The organism is Cobetia sp. AM6 (assembly GCF_009617955.1).
Lineage (GTDB): Bacteria > Pseudomonadota > Gammaproteobacteria > Pseudomonadales > Halomonadaceae > Cobetia > Cobetia amphilecti.
Genome location: NZ_AP021868.1, coordinates 126,444 through 144,741, shown reverse-complemented (window position 1 = coordinate 144,741; position 18,298 = coordinate 126,444). Strand labels below are relative to the sequence as shown.

18 protein-coding genes are annotated in these 18,298 nt (G+C 64.2%); 13 read left to right on the top strand and 5 right to left on the bottom strand.

Annotated features, from left to right (window positions below):
• Positions 1–98 precede the first annotated feature (98 nt).
• The 6 genes from lysA (at position 99) to CLAM6_RS00650 (ending at position 5,558) form a co-directional block, all read left to right on the top strand.
• A complete protein-coding gene (gene lysA, locus CLAM6_RS00675) occupies positions 99–1,370 on the top strand; it encodes a diaminopimelate decarboxylase (RefSeq protein WP_153635055.1) in 1,272 nt (423 codons plus the stop codon).
• Positions 1,370–2,200 (top strand): diaminopimelate epimerase, encoded by an 831-nt coding sequence (gene dapF, locus CLAM6_RS00670; protein ID WP_054556434.1) that lies wholly within the window; start codon positions 1,370–1,372, stop codon positions 2,198–2,200. The genes lysA and dapF overlap by 1 nt, the downstream gene beginning before the upstream one ends.
• A gap of 80 nt (positions 2,201–2,280) precedes the next feature.
• Positions 2,281–3,072, top strand: coding sequence for a DUF484 family protein (locus CLAM6_RS00665; RefSeq protein ID WP_107335709.1), 792 nt, complete (start codon positions 2,281–2,283; stop codon positions 3,070–3,072).
• Entirely contained in the window at positions 3,069–4,163 is a 1,095-nt protein-coding gene (locus tag CLAM6_RS00660; protein WP_153635054.1) for a tyrosine recombinase XerC, read from the top strand. Before CLAM6_RS00665 ends, CLAM6_RS00660 begins: the two co-directional genes overlap by 4 nt.
• Entirely contained in the window at positions 4,160–4,879 is a 720-nt protein-coding gene (locus CLAM6_RS00655; protein ID WP_172978608.1) for an HAD family hydrolase, read from the top strand. Before CLAM6_RS00660 ends, CLAM6_RS00655 begins: the two co-directional genes overlap by 4 nt.
• A 268-nt stretch (positions 4,880–5,147) precedes the next feature.
• Positions 5,148–5,558: a hypothetical protein gene (locus tag CLAM6_RS00650; RefSeq protein ID WP_153635053.1), complete on the top strand. Its 411-nt coding sequence runs from the start codon at positions 5,148–5,150 to the stop codon at positions 5,556–5,558.
• Between the two features lie 143 nt (positions 5,559–5,701).
• Here CLAM6_RS00650 and yihA read toward each other — a convergent pair whose 3' ends face one another.
• Complete coding sequence (gene yihA / locus CLAM6_RS00645; protein WP_054556430.1) at positions 5,702–6,391, bottom strand: ribosome biogenesis GTP-binding protein YihA/YsxC; 690 nt, start codon at positions 6,389–6,391, stop codon at positions 5,702–5,704.
• A gap of 409 nt (positions 6,392–6,800) precedes the next feature.
• Here yihA and CLAM6_RS00640 point away from each other — a divergent pair, with 409 nt between their 5' ends.
• From CLAM6_RS00640 to CLAM6_RS00615, 6 genes are all read left to right on the top strand, one after another.
• Positions 6,801–7,448 carry a c-type cytochrome gene (locus tag CLAM6_RS00640; RefSeq protein WP_347237567.1) on the top strand — a complete coding sequence of 216 codons (648 nt, stop codon included), beginning with the start codon at positions 6,801–6,803 and terminating at the stop codon, positions 7,446–7,448.
• Positions 7,449–7,725: 277 nt separating this feature from the next.
• Positions 7,726–8,370 (top strand): thiol:disulfide interchange protein DsbA/DsbL, encoded by a 645-nt coding sequence (locus tag CLAM6_RS00635; protein WP_153635052.1) that lies wholly within the window; start codon positions 7,726–7,728, stop codon positions 8,368–8,370.
• Complete coding sequence (locus CLAM6_RS00630) at positions 8,370–9,200, top strand: endonuclease/exonuclease/phosphatase family protein (RefSeq protein WP_084589364.1); 831 nt, start codon at positions 8,370–8,372, stop codon at positions 9,198–9,200. The genes CLAM6_RS00635 and CLAM6_RS00630 overlap by 1 nt, the downstream gene beginning before the upstream one ends.
• Before the next feature lie 668 nt (positions 9,201–9,868).
• Entirely contained in the window at positions 9,869–10,438 is a 570-nt protein-coding gene (locus CLAM6_RS00625; RefSeq protein ID WP_043333327.1) for a TRAP transporter small permease subunit, read from the top strand.
• Entirely contained in the window at positions 10,438–11,844 is a 1,407-nt protein-coding gene (locus CLAM6_RS00620; protein WP_043333325.1) for a TRAP transporter large permease, read from the top strand. Before CLAM6_RS00625 ends, CLAM6_RS00620 begins: the two co-directional genes overlap by 1 nt.
• A gap of 260 nt (positions 11,845–12,104) precedes the next feature.
• A complete protein-coding gene (locus tag CLAM6_RS00615) occupies positions 12,105–13,151 on the top strand; it encodes a TRAP transporter substrate-binding protein (protein ID WP_225348088.1) in 1,047 nt (348 codons plus the stop codon).
• A gap of 99 nt (positions 13,152–13,250) precedes the next feature.
• Here CLAM6_RS00615 and dtd read toward each other — a convergent pair whose 3' ends face one another.
• From dtd to CLAM6_RS00600, 3 genes are all read right to left on the bottom strand, one after another.
• Positions 13,251–13,700, bottom strand: a complete 450-nt coding sequence (gene dtd, locus CLAM6_RS00610; RefSeq protein ID WP_153635051.1) for a D-aminoacyl-tRNA deacylase — start codon at positions 13,698–13,700, stop codon at positions 13,251–13,253.
• 141 nt (positions 13,701–13,841) lie between these two features.
• Positions 13,842–15,116 (bottom strand): TRAP transporter large permease, encoded by a 1,275-nt coding sequence (locus CLAM6_RS00605; RefSeq protein WP_054556427.1) that lies wholly within the window; start codon positions 15,114–15,116, stop codon positions 13,842–13,844.
• A gap of 78 nt (positions 15,117–15,194) precedes the next feature.
• Positions 15,195–15,857, bottom strand: coding sequence for a TRAP transporter small permease (locus tag CLAM6_RS00600; protein WP_172978607.1), 663 nt, complete (start codon positions 15,855–15,857; stop codon positions 15,195–15,197).
• Between the two features lie 455 nt (positions 15,858–16,312).
• Here CLAM6_RS00600 and CLAM6_RS00595 point away from each other — a divergent pair, with 455 nt between their 5' ends.
• Positions 16,313–17,404: a TRAP transporter substrate-binding protein gene (locus CLAM6_RS00595; protein ID WP_242007722.1), complete on the top strand. Its 1,092-nt coding sequence runs from the start codon at positions 16,313–16,315 to the stop codon at positions 17,402–17,404.
• 213 nt (positions 17,405–17,617) lie between these two features.
• On the opposite strand, the gene CLAM6_RS00590 is transcribed toward CLAM6_RS00595, so the two are convergent.
• Positions 17,618–18,295, bottom strand: coding sequence for a chalcone isomerase family protein (locus tag CLAM6_RS00590; protein ID WP_153635049.1), 678 nt, complete (start codon positions 18,293–18,295; stop codon positions 17,618–17,620).
• Positions 18,296–18,298 lie beyond the last annotated feature (3 nt).

Below are 18,298 nucleotides of genomic sequence, written 5' to 3'. Positions count from 1 at the left end.
GCACCGCCGCTGCCGAGACTTCCGGCAGCGACGCCTGAGCCCCCTTATTCATCTCCGGCGGGTGATGCCCGCCGGCGCGACATCTTGCAGGCCGGATCATGGATCACTTCGTTTATCAGGATGGCGTGCTGCACGCCGAAGACGTCTCGCTCGCCACGCTGGCCGAGCAGTTCGGCACGCCGTGCTACGTCTACAGCCGTGCCACGCTCGAGCGCCACTTCAAGGCCTATCAGGATGCGCTGGGCGACCACCCGCATCTCATCTGCTATGCCGTGAAGGCCAATTCCAACCTGGCGGTGCTCAATGTGCTGGCACGTCTGGGCGCCGGCTTCGACATCGTCTCCGCCGGTGAGCTGGAGCGCGTCATCAAGGCCGGCGGCGACCCCGCCAAGGTGGTGTTCTCCGGCGTCGCCAAGCAGGCCGGCGAGATGGAGCGTGCGCTGGAGCTGGGCATCAAGTGCTTCAACGTCGAGTCGCTGCCGGAGCTTGAGCGCCTCAACGCCGTCGCGGGCCGTCTCGGACGCGTCGCACCGGTGTCGCTGCGCATCAATCCCGACGTCGATGCCGGCACTCACCCGTACATCTCCACTGGCCTCAAGGCCAACAAGTTCGGCATTCCGGTCGAACAGGCGCTGGAGGTCTACGAGATCGCCAACGCCATGGAGCACGTGCAGGTGGTCGGTGCCGACTGCCATATCGGCTCCCAGCTGACCGAGCTGGCGCCCTTCCTCGATTCCCTCGAACGCCTGCTGGTCCTGCTGGATCGCCTGCGGGAACGCGGCATCGTCATCGAGCACCTCGATCTCGGCGGCGGCCTCGGCGTGCCCTACCAGAACGAGACCCCGCCGGAGCCCTTCGCCTACGCCAGCGCTCTGCTGGAGCGTCTGGCCCGCTATGAGCACGGCAGCGAGATGACGCTGCTGTTCGAACCGGGCCGCTCCATCGCCGCCAACGCCGGCGTGCTGCTGACCCGTGTCGAATACCTCAAGCCCGGTGAAGAGAAGAACTTCGCCATCATCGATGCCGGCATGAATGACCTGATCCGCCCGTCGCTGTATCAGGCGTGGCAGAACATCGTCACCGTCGACACGCGCGAGGCGCGCAAGTCCGCCAGCTACGATGTGGTCGGCCCGGTTTGCGAGACCGGTGACTTCCTCGGCAAGGACCGCGAACTGGCCATCGCACCGGGCGACCTGCTCGCCGTGCGCTCTTCCGGTGCCTACGGCTTCGTGATGGCCTCGAGCTACAACAGCCGCTGCCGTCCTGCCGAGGTGATGGTCGATGGTCCCGAGATGCACCTGGTGCGTCGTCGCGAGCGCCTCGAAGAACTGTGGACCGGTGAGCAACTGCTGCCGGAAGGTGATGCCTGATGCTGGTGAACTTCACCAAGATGCACGGACTGGGCAATGACTTCATGGTCATTGACCTGATCTCGCAGCGCAGTCGCCTGCGCGATGCCGATATCCGCCGTCTGGCGGACCGCAACTTCGGCATCGGCTTCGACCAGCTGCTGGTGGTCGAGCCGCCCCGCGACCCGGACATGGACTTCCGCTATCGCATCTACAATGCCGATGGCAGTGAAGTCGAGAACTGCGGCAACGGGGCGCGCTGCTTCGCGCGCTTCGTGCGTGAACAGCGCCTGACCACCAAGCGCGAGATTCGCGTCGAGACGGCCGGCGGCCCGCTGACCCTGGTCGTCGCCGAGGATGGCCGTGTGCGCGTCGACATGGGCGCGCCGCGCTTCGCTCCCGCCGCGCTGCCCTTCGAGGCCGAGGCCGACCTGCCGGTGCACACCCTGGATGTCGACGGCGAGACGCTGGAAATCGGCGTCGTCTCGATGGGCAACCCCCACGCGGTGCTGCTGGTCGACAGTGTCGCACAGGCCCCGGTGCTGACGCTGGGCCCGCGGATCGAGGCGCATCCGCGCTTCGCCAAGCGCGTCAATGCCGGCTTCCTCGAGGTCGTCTCGCCGCACGAAGCGCGCCTGCGTGTCTTCGAGCGCGGCGTCGGCGAGACGCTGGCCTGTGGCACCGGCGCCTGTGCGGCGGTCGCGTCCGGCATTCGCCGTGGCCTGCTGGCAAGCCCGGTCAATGTCACACTGCCCGGCGGCACCCTGAGCATCGAATGGGCTGGCGACGGCCAGCCGGTATTCATGACCGGCCCCGCCGAAACCGTCTTCGAAGGCCGCATCATCCTGTAGATCGCCAGCCCCAGCCGAGGGACGCTGCCGGAAACATGGCCGACAGCGCCCCGCTGCCAACCGTCCGCAAGGAGTCCCACATGGCCGAGTCACCCGTGTCACGTCGCCCGCGCACGCTGGACCCGGATCGGGTCGCCGAATGGCTGGCCACGCATCCTGATTTCTTCGAGGGGCGTGAAGGGTTGCTGCAACGCATGCGGGTGCCACACCCGGAAGCGCGCGGCGGCAGCATCTCGTTGCTGGAGCGGCTGGTACATGACCTGCGCGGGCGGACCGATCAGGCAGAAGAGCGCCTCGAGGAGTTGTTGACCGCCGCGCGCGACAACGAGAGTCGCTATCAGCGTCTGCGTCAGCTGGTGCTGGATCTGCTCGATGCCGAGTCCGATGATGCGCTGGCCGAAACGCTGGCCACGCGTCTCAGCGAGCTGTTCGACATCGCGGCCGTCTGCCTGTGGCAGCGCGACGCCGGTGCCTCGGCACAGCCACCGCGCCAGGCGCTCGACGATGCGCGCGGCGAGCAGTTCGAGCGTCTGCTCGAGGGGCGCGCCAGCCGCTGCCTGGCCATGCCGCGCACGCGCTGGGAGGCCCTGCTGCCCGACCATCAGTGGCCACTCGGCGCCGACTGCGCAGACCTCGTCGATGCCAGCCAGGCCGATGCCACGCGCGGTTCCGCCGTCATCGTGCGCCTGACCCGTGGCGAGTGCCTGGGCTATCTGGTGGTGGCGAGTGCCGATGCCGAGCAGTTCCGAGCCGGTCTCGACACCCTGTTTCCCGAATACCTCGGCGACGTGCTGGCCCGCTGCCTGGGCCGCGATGGCCCGGGCCAGGCGCCACTGCGCTCCTCGAGCCGTGACGACCAGGCCAGCCGATGAGCCGGCTCGAGTCGGTCCGCGGCGCCTCGGTCGTCGACACATCCACCGACGACGCCTCAGCGAGCAACACCGAGCGTGTTGCCGCCGAGCAGGCGCTGTCCGCGACCTGTCGGGAATTTCTGGCCGAGCTTGCCCTCGACAGCAGCCACGCGACCGTCAGCGCCTACGCGCGTGATCTGCAGGCGTTGACCACCTTCATGCTGCGTCCAGCGGCGGACAGCAGCGCCGCTGGGGCAAAGGATGCGCCGCCCCTGCCGCAGGATTGGCAGGCGCTGGACGTGCCGACGCTCAGGCGTTTTCTGGGTGCCGAGCGCAGTCGTGGCCTCGCGCCACGCTCATTGGCACGGCGGCGCGCGGCGATCAGCCGTTTCTGTGGCTGGTTGGTCGAACAGGATGTGCTGCCACACAACCCGGCGGGGCTGGTGCAGACACCACGCCTGCCGGACCACCTGCCACGCCCGGTGGATATCGACAGTCTGGCGCGCTTTCTCGACTGCCCACATGACGGCTCCCCGCTGGCGATCCGCGATCAGGCAATGCTGGAACTGCTCTACGGCGCGGGCTTGCGTCTCTCGGAGCTGGTCAGCCTCGACCTCGACATGCTGGAAACCCGCCGCCTGCGCGTACGCGGCAAGGGCGACAAGCCCCGCCAGCTGCCGATCGGCTCACGCGCCCGCCAGGCGCTGGATGCCTGGCTGGTGGTGCGTGGTCAGCTCGCCGCCCGGGACGAGCCGGCATTGTTCGTCGGCCAGCAGGGGCGTCGCCTCGGTCAGCGTGGCGTGCAGCTCAGGCTGGTGACGCAGGCGAAAGAACGCGGCCTGCCCGAGCATCTGCACCCGCACCGCCTGCGCCACTCCTTCGCCAGCCATCTGCTCGAATCCAGCGGCGACCTGCGCGCCGTGCAGGAACTGCTGGGGCACGCTCACCTCTCGACCACCCAGGTCTACACGCGCCTCGACTGGCAGCAACTGGCCAGCGCCTATGATCAGGCCCACCCTCGCGCCCGCCGCCAGCGCGGATCAGCGACGGTAACATCAGACACCGACGTCGCCTCCCCTATTGATGCTCCACTCAAGGATGACACCCTGTGACGCCTGCCAATGCGCCTCGCCTGACGGCCTTGACCTTCGATCTCGATGACACCCTGTGGGCCAATCGCGCGGTGATGGAGCGCGCCGAGGCCGAGCATTACGCCTGGCTGGATGGCGAGATCGGGCATGCCAACGACTTCCCCCTCGAGGAATACACGCGTCGCCGCATGGCGCTGGGGCTGGAGCACCCGCTGCGCCGTGGTGATTTCACCTGGCTGCGCCGCGAGGCCATGCACGCCATGCTGCGCGATGCCGGGCATGATGATGAGCAGGCGGGCCACTGGTCACGCGCCGCCATCGAGCGCTTCCTGGCGCTGCGCCACGAATTGACGCCCTTCCCGGAAGCCAGCGAGCTGCTCGACTCCCTCGCCCGCGATTACCGCCTTGGTGCCATCACCAATGGCAATGTCGACCTGGCTCGCCTCGCGCTGGATCATCATTTCGAGTTCAGCATCGCCGCCGGCGAATGGCTGGCACCCAAGCCGGATGCGCGCCCCTTCCTCGCCGCCATGGCACGCCTGGGCAGCCGCCCCTCCACCACCCTGCATGTCGGTGACTCATGGAAGGAAGATGCCTTGCCTGCCGCGCGACTGGGCATGCAGGCCGCCTGGATCGACGTCAAGGGCCAGGGCGCCCCGGGGCCCGTCCCGTCAGGTGTGCATGTCATCTCGCATGTCCGCGAACTGCCGGCGCTGATTGCACGCCTGAATGACTGAGTGACGGAATGAGTGAGTGACGGTGCAAGTGGCGGAATGACTGAGTGTGGGAGTGAGTGAGCGGCCCACGGCTGAGGCTCAAGGTGTGGCGCGCCTGATGCGCCTGGGGTGCCCGATGGCTGAGTGAATTAAAACTTGTACAAAAATGACGCCTCTACCATATTTCATGTACAAGTTTCTCAGCGTCGTCGATATTGAACCCGGTCTGGGGTTCCCGAGTCTGCGCTGGGAGATGCCTGCCACCTCGACCTCAAAAGGAGAGGCCAGCATGAGCACCCACTCACTCCCGCGCTACCGTGTGTCATCATCCTCTCCCCAGAGGCCGCCCTTACATGGTGAAGGCGAGCAGCGCGCGCCGATCATGACGCCCTCGCGTCAGACCAGCCGCGCCCTGCTGAAAGGCGTGGCCATCGTGCTGGCATCCGCGTTGCTGGTCATCATGGCGGTCTACAGTGGGCGTGCCAGCCTCGCGACGTCGCAATCCGGCGTGCAGGAAGCGCCGGCGGCCTCACCACAGGAGGCCATGCGCAGCCTGCTCGTCCCCAGCGAGGCCGTGACGATGCCGGAAGTCGTCGAGCCCGCAGCAAAGGTCCCGCATATTCTCTCGGCGCCCAGGGAGACGAGCTCCCTGACCCGCCTTGACCCCATCAGCAGCGCGCCGCGCAGCCTGTTCATGTGATTGGCCCTTGGGGAAGGGCAACAATGCAGATGTGAGTGACAACGCGCCTGTCGTAACGCAAACGGCCACCCCGAGGGGTGGCCGTTTCGTCATGCAAGGTGGCGTGGTTCGAGGATTCGCCCCAAATCGCCTTACACCTTCAGTCAGTCGTCGAAGGGGTCCTGCGGTGCCTCATCGCCTGCCATCTCTTCCACGCCGTCCATCACCGACGGGTCCGCCAGCCACTCGTCGAGCTTGGCATGCACCTGCTCGACACCGGAGTACTTCAGCGACGAGAACAGCTGCACGGTGACCAGGTCTTCCCACTCCTTGAGCGCGTGACGCACTTTCTGCAGGCTTGCCGCAGCAGGCCCGCGCTTCAGCTTGTCCGCCTTGGTCAGCAGGATATGCACCGGCATCTTGGCCTCATCGGCCCAGCCCAGCATCATCTGGTCGAATTCGGACAGCGGATGGCGCACATCCATCAGCAGCACCAGGCCCCGCAGCGACTGGCGGTTGCGCAGGTAGTTGGACAGATGGGACTGCCACTCGCGCTTCACCTTGTCCGGCACCTTGGCATAGCCATAGCCGGGCAGGTCGACCAGATGGCGGCCCGTTTCACCGATGGTGAAATAGTTGATCAGCTGGGTGCGGCCGGGGGTCTTGGAGGTACGGGCCAACGCCTTCTGCGAGGTCAGCGCATTGATGGCGCTGGACTTGCCGGCATTGGAGCGACCCGCGAAGGCCACTTCGGCACCCACGTCCGTCGGGCACTGGGCCAGAGTCGCGGCACTGATCAGGAAGCGCGCCTGACGATAATGGAGCTTGGGGGTCGAAGGAGCTGATTCGGCCATGGGAGTTCTGAATACCTGTTGAAGGCGGACGTCTCGCCCGCGCGACATCACGAGAGAGCAGAAGAAACGACCGGTGTAACGAAAAGAGTGCCGCATGCCCTGTCATCGGCGCTGCAACTTGCCGGCGACAGCGGGAAGATGCACTGGATTACTGCGATGACACGACTGGCGACTGGCACGCTCACGCGCCCTGAGGGGATTCGCTATACTGCCTGCAAGGTCAGCATGGCGATCATGAGGCCTAGTGTACCACCCTGCTCTCACGGGCTGCGAGAGTGGGGTGCACTTCTCACCGCGCGCAGCACGGCGCGGGCACCGGGGAAATGACAGAGGCCACCATCCACGCCGGATGATACAAGCCCCGAACGGGCCTCTTCGTGAAACAGGGACCAGTGAAATGGATGAGCTGATGAGACCAAGGCAGACCCCCGTGCGCCCCTTGCGCCTGCTGCTGGCAGTTGCTGCCACGACGCTGGCCGCCACCTTGCCGACGGGGGCCACCGCCGAGTCGCTGGTCGGCGATGCCGCGGCAGGCAAGGCCAAGGCTGCCGTCTGTGCTGCCTGTCATGGCGCCCAGGGCATCTCGCCGACGCCGGCCTTCCCCCATCTTGCTGGCCAGCAGGCCCACTACCTGCGCAAGCAGACGGCCGACATCCGGGATGGCCGCCGCTCGGTGCCGCAGATGGCCGGTATCGCCGACAACCTGAGCGATCAGGACATCGCCGATATCGCGGCCCATTACGCCGCGCAGCCTGCCAATCGCGGCCAGGCCGAGCCAGAGGCGGCCCGTGCAGGCGAGGTGCTGTATCGGGCCGGCTCGCTCGAACGCGGCATCGCGGCCTGCACAGCCTGTCATGGCCCGCGTGGTGAAGGCATCGACTCGGCAGGTTATCCGGCGCTGGCCGGGCAATTCCCCGCCTATACCGTGACGGCACTCAAGGCCTTCCGCGACGGCAGCCGCGACAACGACCCGAACGCCATCATGAGCAGCATCGCCGCGCGCATGAGTGACAGCGACATGCAGCAGGTGGCCGAATATCTCCACGGCCTGCGCTGAGGCATCCGTTCAGACGAATGTCGCGTATGACTGACTTGATGATGACCGGCACCAGCACGCCGTTCACGGGGCGTGTTCGAGCGACGCCTTGTATGGCGCGTGATCGAACAGCGTTCATCCAACGGTCAACCTTGTCACGCTAGGCTGGCTCGACAGTGATCCGCCGTGTCCCGCCCGGCAGTCTCGACAGCAGTGGTGGCTGACACGCATACTCGATGCATCACTAATGTTGCCGGGTATCATGCCCGGGCATGCCTCAATCCGATGGAGATGTTCCATGAAGTGGAAACCCCTACTGACTCTGGTGGCGGGCCTTGGCCTGTCAGCAAGCGTGTTCGCCGCTGAAGCTGGCAAGGACTATCAGGTACTCGACGAGCCGGTGAAGACCGACGCGCCGGCGGGCAATGTCGAAGTGGTCGAAGCGTTCTGGTATGGCTGCCCGCACTGCTACAAGCTGGAATCCAGCCTCGAGCCGTGGGTCGATGAGCTGCCGAGTGACGTGACCTTCAACCGTCTGCCGGCCACCATGGGGCAGGACTGGGTCAAGCACGCCTATGCCTTCTATGCCGCCAAGGACCTGGGCATCCTCGACGAGACCCACAAGGCCTTCTTCGATGCCATCCATCAGGACCACCAGCGTCTGACCGACCCGGATGATATCGCCAAGTTCTACAGCGACTACGGCGTCAGCGAAGAAGACGCCAGGAAGTCGCTGACCTCCTTCGGCGTGAAGAGCCAGGTCAATCAGGCCCACGCCCAGATGCGCGCCTACAAGATCATGGGCGTACCGGCACTGATCGTGGATGGCCGCTATGTCATCTCGCCGAGCACGGCTGGCTCGCTGCAGAACATGCTCAAGATCACCGACGAGCTGGTCGAGCAGGTGCGTGAAGAGAAAGCCGGCAGCAAGGACGCCGCTTGATGGCAGCGGCTGCTGACCCAGTGGCCGCCAGCGCCGCGGGAGGTGCCGGACTCGACGAGACGGCACCTCCCCTGCGTCTGCTGACCTTCAACATGCAGGTCGGCATCCATACCGCGGCGTGGCATCACTATGTCACCCGCGGTTGGCAGCATGTGCTGCCACACCCGATGCGTCGCAAGCGTCTGGAGCTGATCGCCGCCGCCATCACGCCCTACGATATCGTCGGTCTGCAGGAAGTCGACGGTGGCAGTTTCCGCTCCGGCAACGTCAATCAGGTCGATTCACTGGCCGAGACGGCCGAATTCCCGCATCGCTATCAGCAGCTCAACCGCAACCTGGGCCGCCTGGCTCAGCACAGCAACGGCCTGCTGTCGCGCCTGCCGATCCGCCATCTCGAGGAGCACAGTCTGCCCGGGACGCTGCCGGGACGCGGGGCCATCCATGCCCGCTTCGGCGAGGGCGAACACGCCCTGCATGTCTTCGTGACCCACCTGGCACTCGGCGCCCGTATCCAGCATCGTCAGCTGCAGTATCTCGGCGAGCTGATCGCGCCCCTCAAGCATGTCATCGTGATGGGCGACCTCAATTGCACGCTGGCCCAGCTTCGTCAGCACAAGGCGTTCAGCGAGGCGCTCGACTCCCGACCCAGCAAGGCCATCAACAGCTACCCGGCCTGGCAGCCACGCCGTGGGCTCGACCATATCCTGGTCTCCTCGACGCTGCGCTTGAGCCACCCGACCACGCTGTCGCACCTGTTCTCCGACCATCTGCCGCTTGCGGTAGAAGTCCATCTGCCAGCCGCATGCCGCAAGGCAATCGGGCTCGCCTGACGCCTGTCTCTCTTGCATAGGCATCTCTGACGCCTGCCCCTCGGATATCGATCCCCCCGGATATCGCCCCCTCTACTGCCTGGCTCTCCCACCTGGCTTTCCCGCCTGGCTCTCCCGACCCAGGCTTCCCTCAGCTACGGCTTGCCGGCAGCTGTCTGCGCCATGATGCTCCCCCCTGCCGCCGCGTCTGCGGCGCATCGCTTGCGGACTGTTGGATGCGCATGACGCGATCTGCCGCGCCCTTACTTGTCCGTTTCCTTGCCTGCCTGCCGGTATTTATTCGCCTATCTCACTGTAAGCAAAGACAAAAACCGCCTGTCAGACCAATGATCCATTTGTTGTTGCGGCACCGCTCGCTACTCTTTGTCTGCCAATGACGTGGATTAATCGTTGACTTAGCGATGACTGATGGCATGCCGCATCCGAGCAACGTCACTTACAGGGATGAAGCGTGGAATAGCGTTGTTCAAAGCGATGCCATCACGGCTTGCTGGACACCGCGACTGACCACAACATGAGCAACATCTGAATTGGCGACCTTGCCAGCAATCGCTTGCAACACAACTGCTTGCAACACAAGCGCTTGGCAAAGACACAGCAGACGCTGTCGGCAAAGCAACAACAACACCAACAATCATCACCTGCTACCCGCAGGCCAAGGGGACTCCATGTCTGCCAATGCCTCTACCCCCGGCTGGCTCACAGGGCTCGACCGCATGACCGAGGGGCTGGGACGCTGCGTGTCCTGGCTGGTCGTCATCATGATGCTGGTCGAATTCACCATCGTGATGCTGCGCTACGCCTTCAACATCAACAGCATCCCCATGCAGGAATCCGTGATGTACATGCACGCGGCCGTCTTCCTGCTCGCCGCCAGCTATACGCTCAAGCACGACGGCCATGTGCGGGTGGATATCTTCTATCAGCGCATGTCGCACCGCGGGAAGTCGTGGGTCGATCTCGGCGGCACCCTGTTCCTGCTGTTCCCGGTGATGACCTTCATCCTGCTCTCCAGCCTCGGTTACGTGGGCGATTCCTGGGGCATCAAGGAAGCCTCGCCCGAATCCGGCGGCCTGCCGGGCGTCTACCTGCTCAAGACCCTGATTCCGGCCATCGCCATCCTGATGATGCTGCAAGGCGTGGCGGAAGCCGGCCGCCACCTGCTATTCCTGATGGGCCGCCTGCCCTCTCCGCATGCGAGCGATGACACCCCTGACCACGATGAGGAGCTGGTGTAATGCTCGAGATCATGCCACTGCTGCTGTTCGTGTGTATCTGTATCGTCTTGATGCTGGGCTATCCGGTGGCGCTGTCACTGGCCGGTACCGCGCTTGCCTTCGCCGGACTCGGCATGGGGCTGGATGCGCTGGGCATTACCCAGGGCGTATTCGATGCCAGCTTCCTGTCCGCGATGCCCAACCGCCTCTACGGCACCATGACCAACCAGACCCTGCTGGCCGTGCCATTGTTCGTGTTGATGGGCGTGCTGCTGGAGAAGTCCAAGGTCGCCGAGACGCTGCTCGACGCCATGGCGCTGATGTTCGGCTCGCTGCGTGGCGGGCTGGGGATTTCCGTGACCATCGTCGGCATGCTGCTGGCCGCCTCCACCGGTATCGTCGGCGCGACCGTCGTCACCATGGGCCTGCTGTCACTGCCGACCATGCTCAAGCGCGGTTATGACCCGTCACTGGCCACCGGCGCCATCTGTGCCACCGGCACCCTGGGGCAGATCATCCCGCCGTCCATCGCGCTGGTTCTGCTGGGCGACGTGCTGTCTTCCGCCTATCAGCAGGCGCAACTGTCGATGGGCATCTGGAGCCCGAAGACCGTCTCGGTGGGTGACCTGTTCATCGGCGCGCTGATTCCGGGCCTGATCCTGGTACTCGCCTATATCGTCTACATCGCCATGGTCGCCTGGCTGAAGCCGGAGAAGGCGCCGGCCGTCGATCGTGATGCGCTGATGGAAGAGCTGGGGCATACCGGCAGCATCTTCTGGCTGCTGATGAAGGGGCTGGTGCCACCGATCGTGCTGATCGTCTGTGTGCTCGGCTCGATTCTCGGCGGTCTCGCGACCCCGACCGAAGCCTCGGCCGTAGGTGCCTTCGGTGCGCTGATGCTGGCCCTCGCCAACCGCAAGCTGAGCCTGAAGACCCTGACGGAAGTGGTGCGCTCCACCACCAATGTCACCTCGATGGTGTTCCTGATCCTGATCGGTGCCGCGCTGTTCTCGCTGGTGTTCCGCGGCTTCGGCGGCGAAGAGGTCGTCACCGAGATCTTCGAGAACATGCCCGGCGGCGTCATCGGTGCCACCCTGGTGGTGATGCTGGTGATCTTCCTGCTCGGCTTCATCCTCGACTTCATCGAGATCACCTTCGTGGTGGTGCCGATCGTCGGCCCGGTGCTGCTGGCCATGGGCCTCGACCCGATCTGGCTGGGCATCATGATCGCCATCAACCTGCAGACTTCCTTCCTGACACCACCATTCGGGTTCGCGCTGTTCTACCTGCGCGGCGTGGCCCCCAAGGAAGTCAGCACCAAGCAGATCTACAAGGGCGTCATCCCGTTCATCCTGATCCAGCTGTGCATGCTGGGAGCACTCGCCGCCTTCCCGGGCTTGGCCACCTGGCTGCCGGCCCAGTTCTAGACGACGACTAACGGGCCAGAACCAAGAGCAGGACAAGAAACAGAACAAGGACAGAGCAGCAACTGAATTGGCGGGGCCTGCCCCGCCAGCTGATGGGAGAGCCGCCAGTCGGCTCATGCAGATGCATCATATCCGGGGGTCGTTCGCGGCCCACCTCTTGCCCAGCGCCAGTTCATGACCGGTGCACAACAACAATCGGGCACTTCAAGGAGCATGCCATGCAACTCAACAAACTCGCCTTCGGCATCGCCGTCGGCACCATGACCGCCATGGGCACCCTGCCGGCCGTTGCCAATGCCGCCGATACCTTCACCTGGAAGATGGTCACCTCGTGGCCGAAGAACTTCCCGGGGGTGGGCCAGGGGCCGGAACGCCTCGCACGTCTGGTCGATGAGATGTCCGATGGGCGTCTCAAGATCAAGGTCTATGGCGCAGGCCAGCTGGTACCGGGCTTCGAGGTCCTCGACTCCGTATCTTCCGGTACCGCGCAGATCGGTCACTCGGCTTCCTACTACTGGAAGGGCAAGGCGCCGGAAGCCCAGTTCTTCGCCGCCGTGCCCTTCGGCATGACCGCGCAGGAAATGAACGCCTGGCTGCATTACGGCGGCGGTCTGGAGCTGTGGAACGAGGTCTACGACAAGTTCGGCGTCGAAGTCATGGCGGGCGGCGCCTCGGGCGTGCAGATGGGCGGCTGGTTCAACAAGGAGATCAACTCGGTCGCCGACCTCGATGGTCTGAAGATGCGCATGCCGGGTCTGGGTGGCGATGTCATGCAGCAGATGGGCGTGGCGACGGTCAGCATGCCCGGCGGCGAGATCTTCACCTCGCTGCAGTCCGGTGCCATCGATGCCACCGAGTGGATCGGCCCGTACAACGACCTGGCCTTCGGTCTCTATCAGGCCGCCAAGTATTACTACTATCCGGGCTGGCACGAGCCGACCGTCACCTTCGAAGCCATCGTCAATGACGACGCCATGGCCGAGCTGCCCAAGGACCTGCAGGCCATCCTGCGTTCCGCGGTACGTGACGTGAACCAGGACATGCTCGACGAGTACACCGCGCGCAACAACGACGCCCTCGAGACACTGCTCAACGAGCACAAGGTCGAGCTGCGCCGCTACCCACAGGACGTGCTCGACAAGGCACGTGAACTGTCCGGCGAAGTGGTCAAGAAACTCGGCGACTCCAACGATCTGGCCGGCCGCATCTACGAGTCCTACACCACCTTCGAAGGCAAGGTCGAGAAGTGGCATGAGGTCTCTGAGCAGGCCTACCTGAACGCACGTAACCCAGAAGGCGTGCAGTAAGACTGCGTTACCTGCGCCGCGCTCCCGTGAGACGGCGCAGTCCCGTCATCCAATGCTTGCAGCCGCCCTCTCGGGGGCGGCTTTTTTGGGCCTGCGCGATCAGCTCTCGATCAGGAAGGTCACCGGCCCGTCATTGAGCAGCGAGACCTGCATGTTGGCGCCGAAGCGCCCGGTCTCGATTCCCACCCCGAGTTCCCGCCCGCGCTCACGCGCCTTGTCGACCAGATAGGTAAACAGCCGCTCGCCCTCCGCCGGTGGCGCCGCCGAGGAGAAGCTGGGGCGCATGCCGCTGCCGGTGTCCGCCGCCAGCGTGAACTGCGAGACCAGCAGCAGATTGCCGCCCGCCTGCTGGACGTTGAGGTTCATCTTGTCGTTCTCGTCAGCGAAGACCCGGTAATGCAGCAGCTTGTGCAGCAGCTTGTCGGCACGCGCCTCATCATCGCCCTTCTCGACGCCCACCAGTACCAGCAGACCGCCCCCGATGGCGCCGACGCTCTCGCCCTCGACCACGACTTCCGCCCGTGTGACGCGCTGGATCAATGCTCGCATGCCGCTTGCTCCTTCAAGAGATGGATGATGTTTCATGACATTGGGTGTTCGGGAGCATACCAGACGCGAACGCCCCGCAGACTGAGCCTGCGGGGCGCGAAAGGTGTTACTCGATTGGGCGAGCTGCCAGTTGGCGAGCTGCTAGTTGGCGAGGCTGGGCAGGAACAGCGCGATCTGCGGGAACAGCATCAGCAGCACCGTCGCCAGCAACAGCAGGGCAATGAAGGGCGGCGTCCCTCGGATGACCTCCATGTACGGTTTTCGGAATACCGCCACCGCCGTGAAGATGTCGCAGCCGAAGGGCGGGGTCGCCGAACCTATCGCCGCCTGCAGGGTGACCAGGGTGCCGACCAGCACCGGGTCCAGCCCGGCGGCATCGACTGCCGGCGCAAACACCGGCGCCAGAATCAGGATCACCACGATGGGATCCACGAACATGCAGCCGACGAAGTAGGCCGCCGCGATCACCGCCAACAGCGCCAGCGCATGTTCCGACAGGTAGGGGATGTAGCCGCCGAGGATGGCATCCGGAATCTTGGCGAAGGAGATCATCCATGAGAAGCCCGCGCCCGCCGCCACCAGAATGAACACCACCGCGGTGATCAGCCCCGTGGAGAAGGCCACACTGGGCAGGTCCTTCAGGGTCACGCCGCGATAGATCAGCATCTCGAGAATCAGTGCGTAGATCACCGAGACCGTGGCGGCCTCCGTCGGCGAGAACATGCCCGAGTAGATGCCGCCGATGATGATCACCGGGAAGCCCGCCGGCAGGCTGGCGCGCTTCAAGGCCTTGAGGCGTGCGGGCCAGTCCGCCTTGGGCTGCGGGGCGATGCCCAGCTTCCACGACTTCCACATGCAGTAGAGCGAGAACAGCACCAGGATCATCAGCCCCGGGCCGATACCGGCGATGAACAGGTCACCCACCGAGGTACCGGTCGCGACCCCATAGATGATCATGCCGATGGAGGGCGGAATCAGCAGCGCGATATCGGAGGCATTGATGATCAACGCGATGGTGAACTTGTCACTGTAACCGGCTTCCAGCAGCCGCGGGCGCAGCGGGCGCCCCATCGCCACCACCGTGGCCTGGGTGGAGCCGGACACCGCGCCGAACAGGGTGCAGCCCAACGCGGTGGTCACCGGCAGGCCACCGCGCCAGTGGCCGACGAAGCGCTCGACCAGATCCAGCAGGCGCTGGGCAGTGGAGCCCTTGAGCATGATATCGGCCGCCAGAATGAACATCGGCACCGCCGTCAGCACCACCGGCTGCAGACCGCCGATCATCTGCTGGATCACCAGCTCCGGCTTGAGGAAGGGAAAATCGCTGAACAACAAGAAAAAGGTGCCGACGCTCAATGGCACCATCATGGGCACCCCAAGCAACAGCAGCCCCACCATCACGAGCAGAATCCACATCGCAGCTTCCGTCCTTGGGTCAATGAAGTGTGATCAATCGTCTATCGAGACATCGAGAAGACATTCCAGCCACAGTGGCTAGAGCGCGCCGCTGCCGTCGACTTCCTCGTTCTCGTCCATCTCCGCCGTACGCCATGACAACCAGGCGCCCTGCGCCAGCAGGTTGCGCAGGATCGCCATCAGGTACTGGAGCGCCCCGAGCGCCAGTCCCAGCGGGACCACGGCATAGAGCGCCGCCAGCGACCAGCGCAGCGACGGCGTGACACGCCCGGACTTGGCCAGGCTCTGCAGATAATCCACCGCCAGCCAGGCGAGGTAGGCCAGCAAGGCACAGGTGATGACCTGTCCGGCGATCAGCAGCACCTTGCGCAACCACGGCGGCATGAAGTCCAGCAGCGCCGTCACGCGGATATGGCGCCCGGCGCGCGCGCCGTAACTGATGCCGAGGAAGGTCAGCCACAGCTGCAGGATCTGCATCAGCTCTTCGGTGAACGGCAGGCTGTAGTTGAAGACGTTGCGCCCGATGACGTTGGCGATGCTGGCCGTCGCCATGCCCAGCACGCACAGGGCGATCAACCAGCGCTCGACATGCGCCAGGCCCTGGTCACCACGTTCGAACCAGGCGGCCAGACGGCGCAGCGGCGCAGGCAGATGTGCGAGGGGGTCCTGAGCGCAATTCGTCTCGGCCGGGGCGGGGCGGGCCTCGTCAGCGGAGGGAGACTTGGAGGGGGGCGAGTTCATGAAGCGGCTTCCTGTTGATGTGGCATCCTGCCAGATAGGCTTTCTACCAGACGTCATGAGCGCAGTGGTTTGCGCCAGACAGCCTGCATTTGCCAGTACGATCCATTGAAATTTTCCGCGGCGCCGCCGTGATTTTCACTTTGGCTACTCTTGTTCTAGCTTTATTAGCGGCGTTTGAAATCAGTATGCGGCCGACGCGCGGCATGTCGGTCTGGCGCCGAAGGCCGATCGTGAAGACCGAGCGCGAAGCTCTGGCGAGCGACGGACAGATCCTCGAGTACCAGAGACTCATGCGCACAGGCTCAGCTTATTCATAATAAATTCTAATCATACTATCCAATTTGGTAATTTTTTTATTATATTAAGAATGGCAATATTATCTAAATGATGCAAGTTGCACGCCGGGTATGCCCAGAGCCGCCCGACGCTGATGGAAATCACACAAGGAGAACAAGATGACGATGCAATGGAACCCGTCACCCGAGCAGAATCGCGAGACGTCCAGGACTCCTGTTCCCCTTTCTCGTCTCGCCGCGTTCATCAAGGGAGGCGCCCTCGCGTCCGGCCTGGGCATGGCGGCGCTGGCCTCCGCGGGCGTGCAGGCGGACACCTGGCGTTTCGCGCTGGAGGAGGTCTCCGGCAGTGTGCAGGATGCCTACGCCCAGGAATTCAAGAAGCGTATCGAAGAGGCCTCCGGTGGTGACATCGATGTCGAGATCTACCCCTACGGTGCACTGGGTACCTCCTCACAGCTCACCGAACTGGTGCAGAGCGATGCCATCCAGCTGACCTTTGCCTCACCGGGTCACCTGGCCTCGGTGATCCCGGAGTCGGGCGTCTTCACGCTGCACTTCCTGTTCTCCGACGACAACGCCGTCAATGAAGAGGTACTCGGCAACTCCAAGGCCATCGACATGCTGTCCGAGGCCTACACCGAGCAGAACCTCCAGCTGCTGGGCGTGATTCCGGAAGGCTGGATGGTGTGGACCGGCAACCGCGACATCAAGACACCCGAGGACATGGAAGGCTTCAAGATCCGCACCATGACCTCGCCGATTCTGGTCGAGAGCTATCGCGGCTACGGTGCCAACCCGACGCCGATGCCCTATTCCGAGGTCTACTCCGGCCTGCAGCTGGGCCAGATCGACGGCCAGGTGAACCCGGTGTTCGCCATCCAGGAAATGAGCTTCTACGAAGTTCAGGACTACATGATCCAGGCCAAGCAGGCGCAGTTCATCACCACGCTGGTGGCCTCCAGTGACTTCTATTCCGATCTGGATGACGAGCAGCAGCAGATGCTCGACAAGGTCACCAACGAGATGCGCCCGTACATCTTCGAGAAGCAGGAGGAGTACAACGCCGACCGTCTGGAGAAGATCAATGAAGATAGCGACATCGAGATCATCACGCTGACCGATGAGCAGCGCGAAGCCTTCCGCCCGGTCGGCGAGAAGGGCTGGAAAGTCTATCGTGAGCAATCCGGTGAGCGTGGCAGCAAGATCCTCGACACCCTGCAGGCCGACATCAAGGCTGCCGAAGGCAAGTAAGCCCAGGCAAGCGCGTCAGCCCCGCCAGGTAGATAGCAAGGATCGAAAGAGTGATGGAAAGATAGAAAGTTAGAATGTTAGAAAGACGAGCATGAAAAAACGCCCCTGCCGGGACTCCCGGCAGGGGCGTTTTTCGTGGTGTCTCGATAGAGGCGCGAGAGGCGCAAGACGATGGCGATACCGCGACAGATAGGCTTAGATGGAGAGCGCGCGCTACTGCCCCAGCAGCTGGGTACGGAAATCCTGCTGGGCCGGTTCATCGCCAAGCCAGATCGCGAACAGGCCGTTGGCCAGCGCCAGTGAATCGCTTTCGAAGATGACCTGCCCGTTCAGCACCAGCGACAGCGTGCCGCTGCCGCCACCGGCGGACAGCCATTGCAGCGCATAGCGATCCCCCGGCACGACGTCCTGATAGGCACGATTGAAGCGCGTCAATTCAGGCTCGATCGCCGCGAAATCCGCCGCTGACAGATTCTTGCGCACGCCCTTGGTGGTCGCCTTGGCGAAGTCCTCGGCATCGATGGCATGGAAGTACTCCAGCACCAGGCGACGCGAGACATCCTTGAGCGGCGCCGGGCGCGGGCGACGTGCATCCTGATAATAGGCGCCGACATAGGCGTCCCACAGCAGGTAAGTGAAGAGCCCACTGCCGATCAGCGTCAGCGGCTGGCCGGACTGCGTGGTCACCTGATCCGCGAAGGTCACCCCCTTGATCTCGACGGCGAGCGCCGCCGGGCTGGTGGTGGCAAGCAGCGCCCCCATCACGCCCGCGGCCAGCCAGCGCGGCGCACTCACCACCGGCAGGCTGACGGCATGACAGGCGGCGTTCAGGCTGCAAGCGGCGCCACGGACAGCTGACACGGACAAGCGATACAGCGGCGATATAGGCATGGC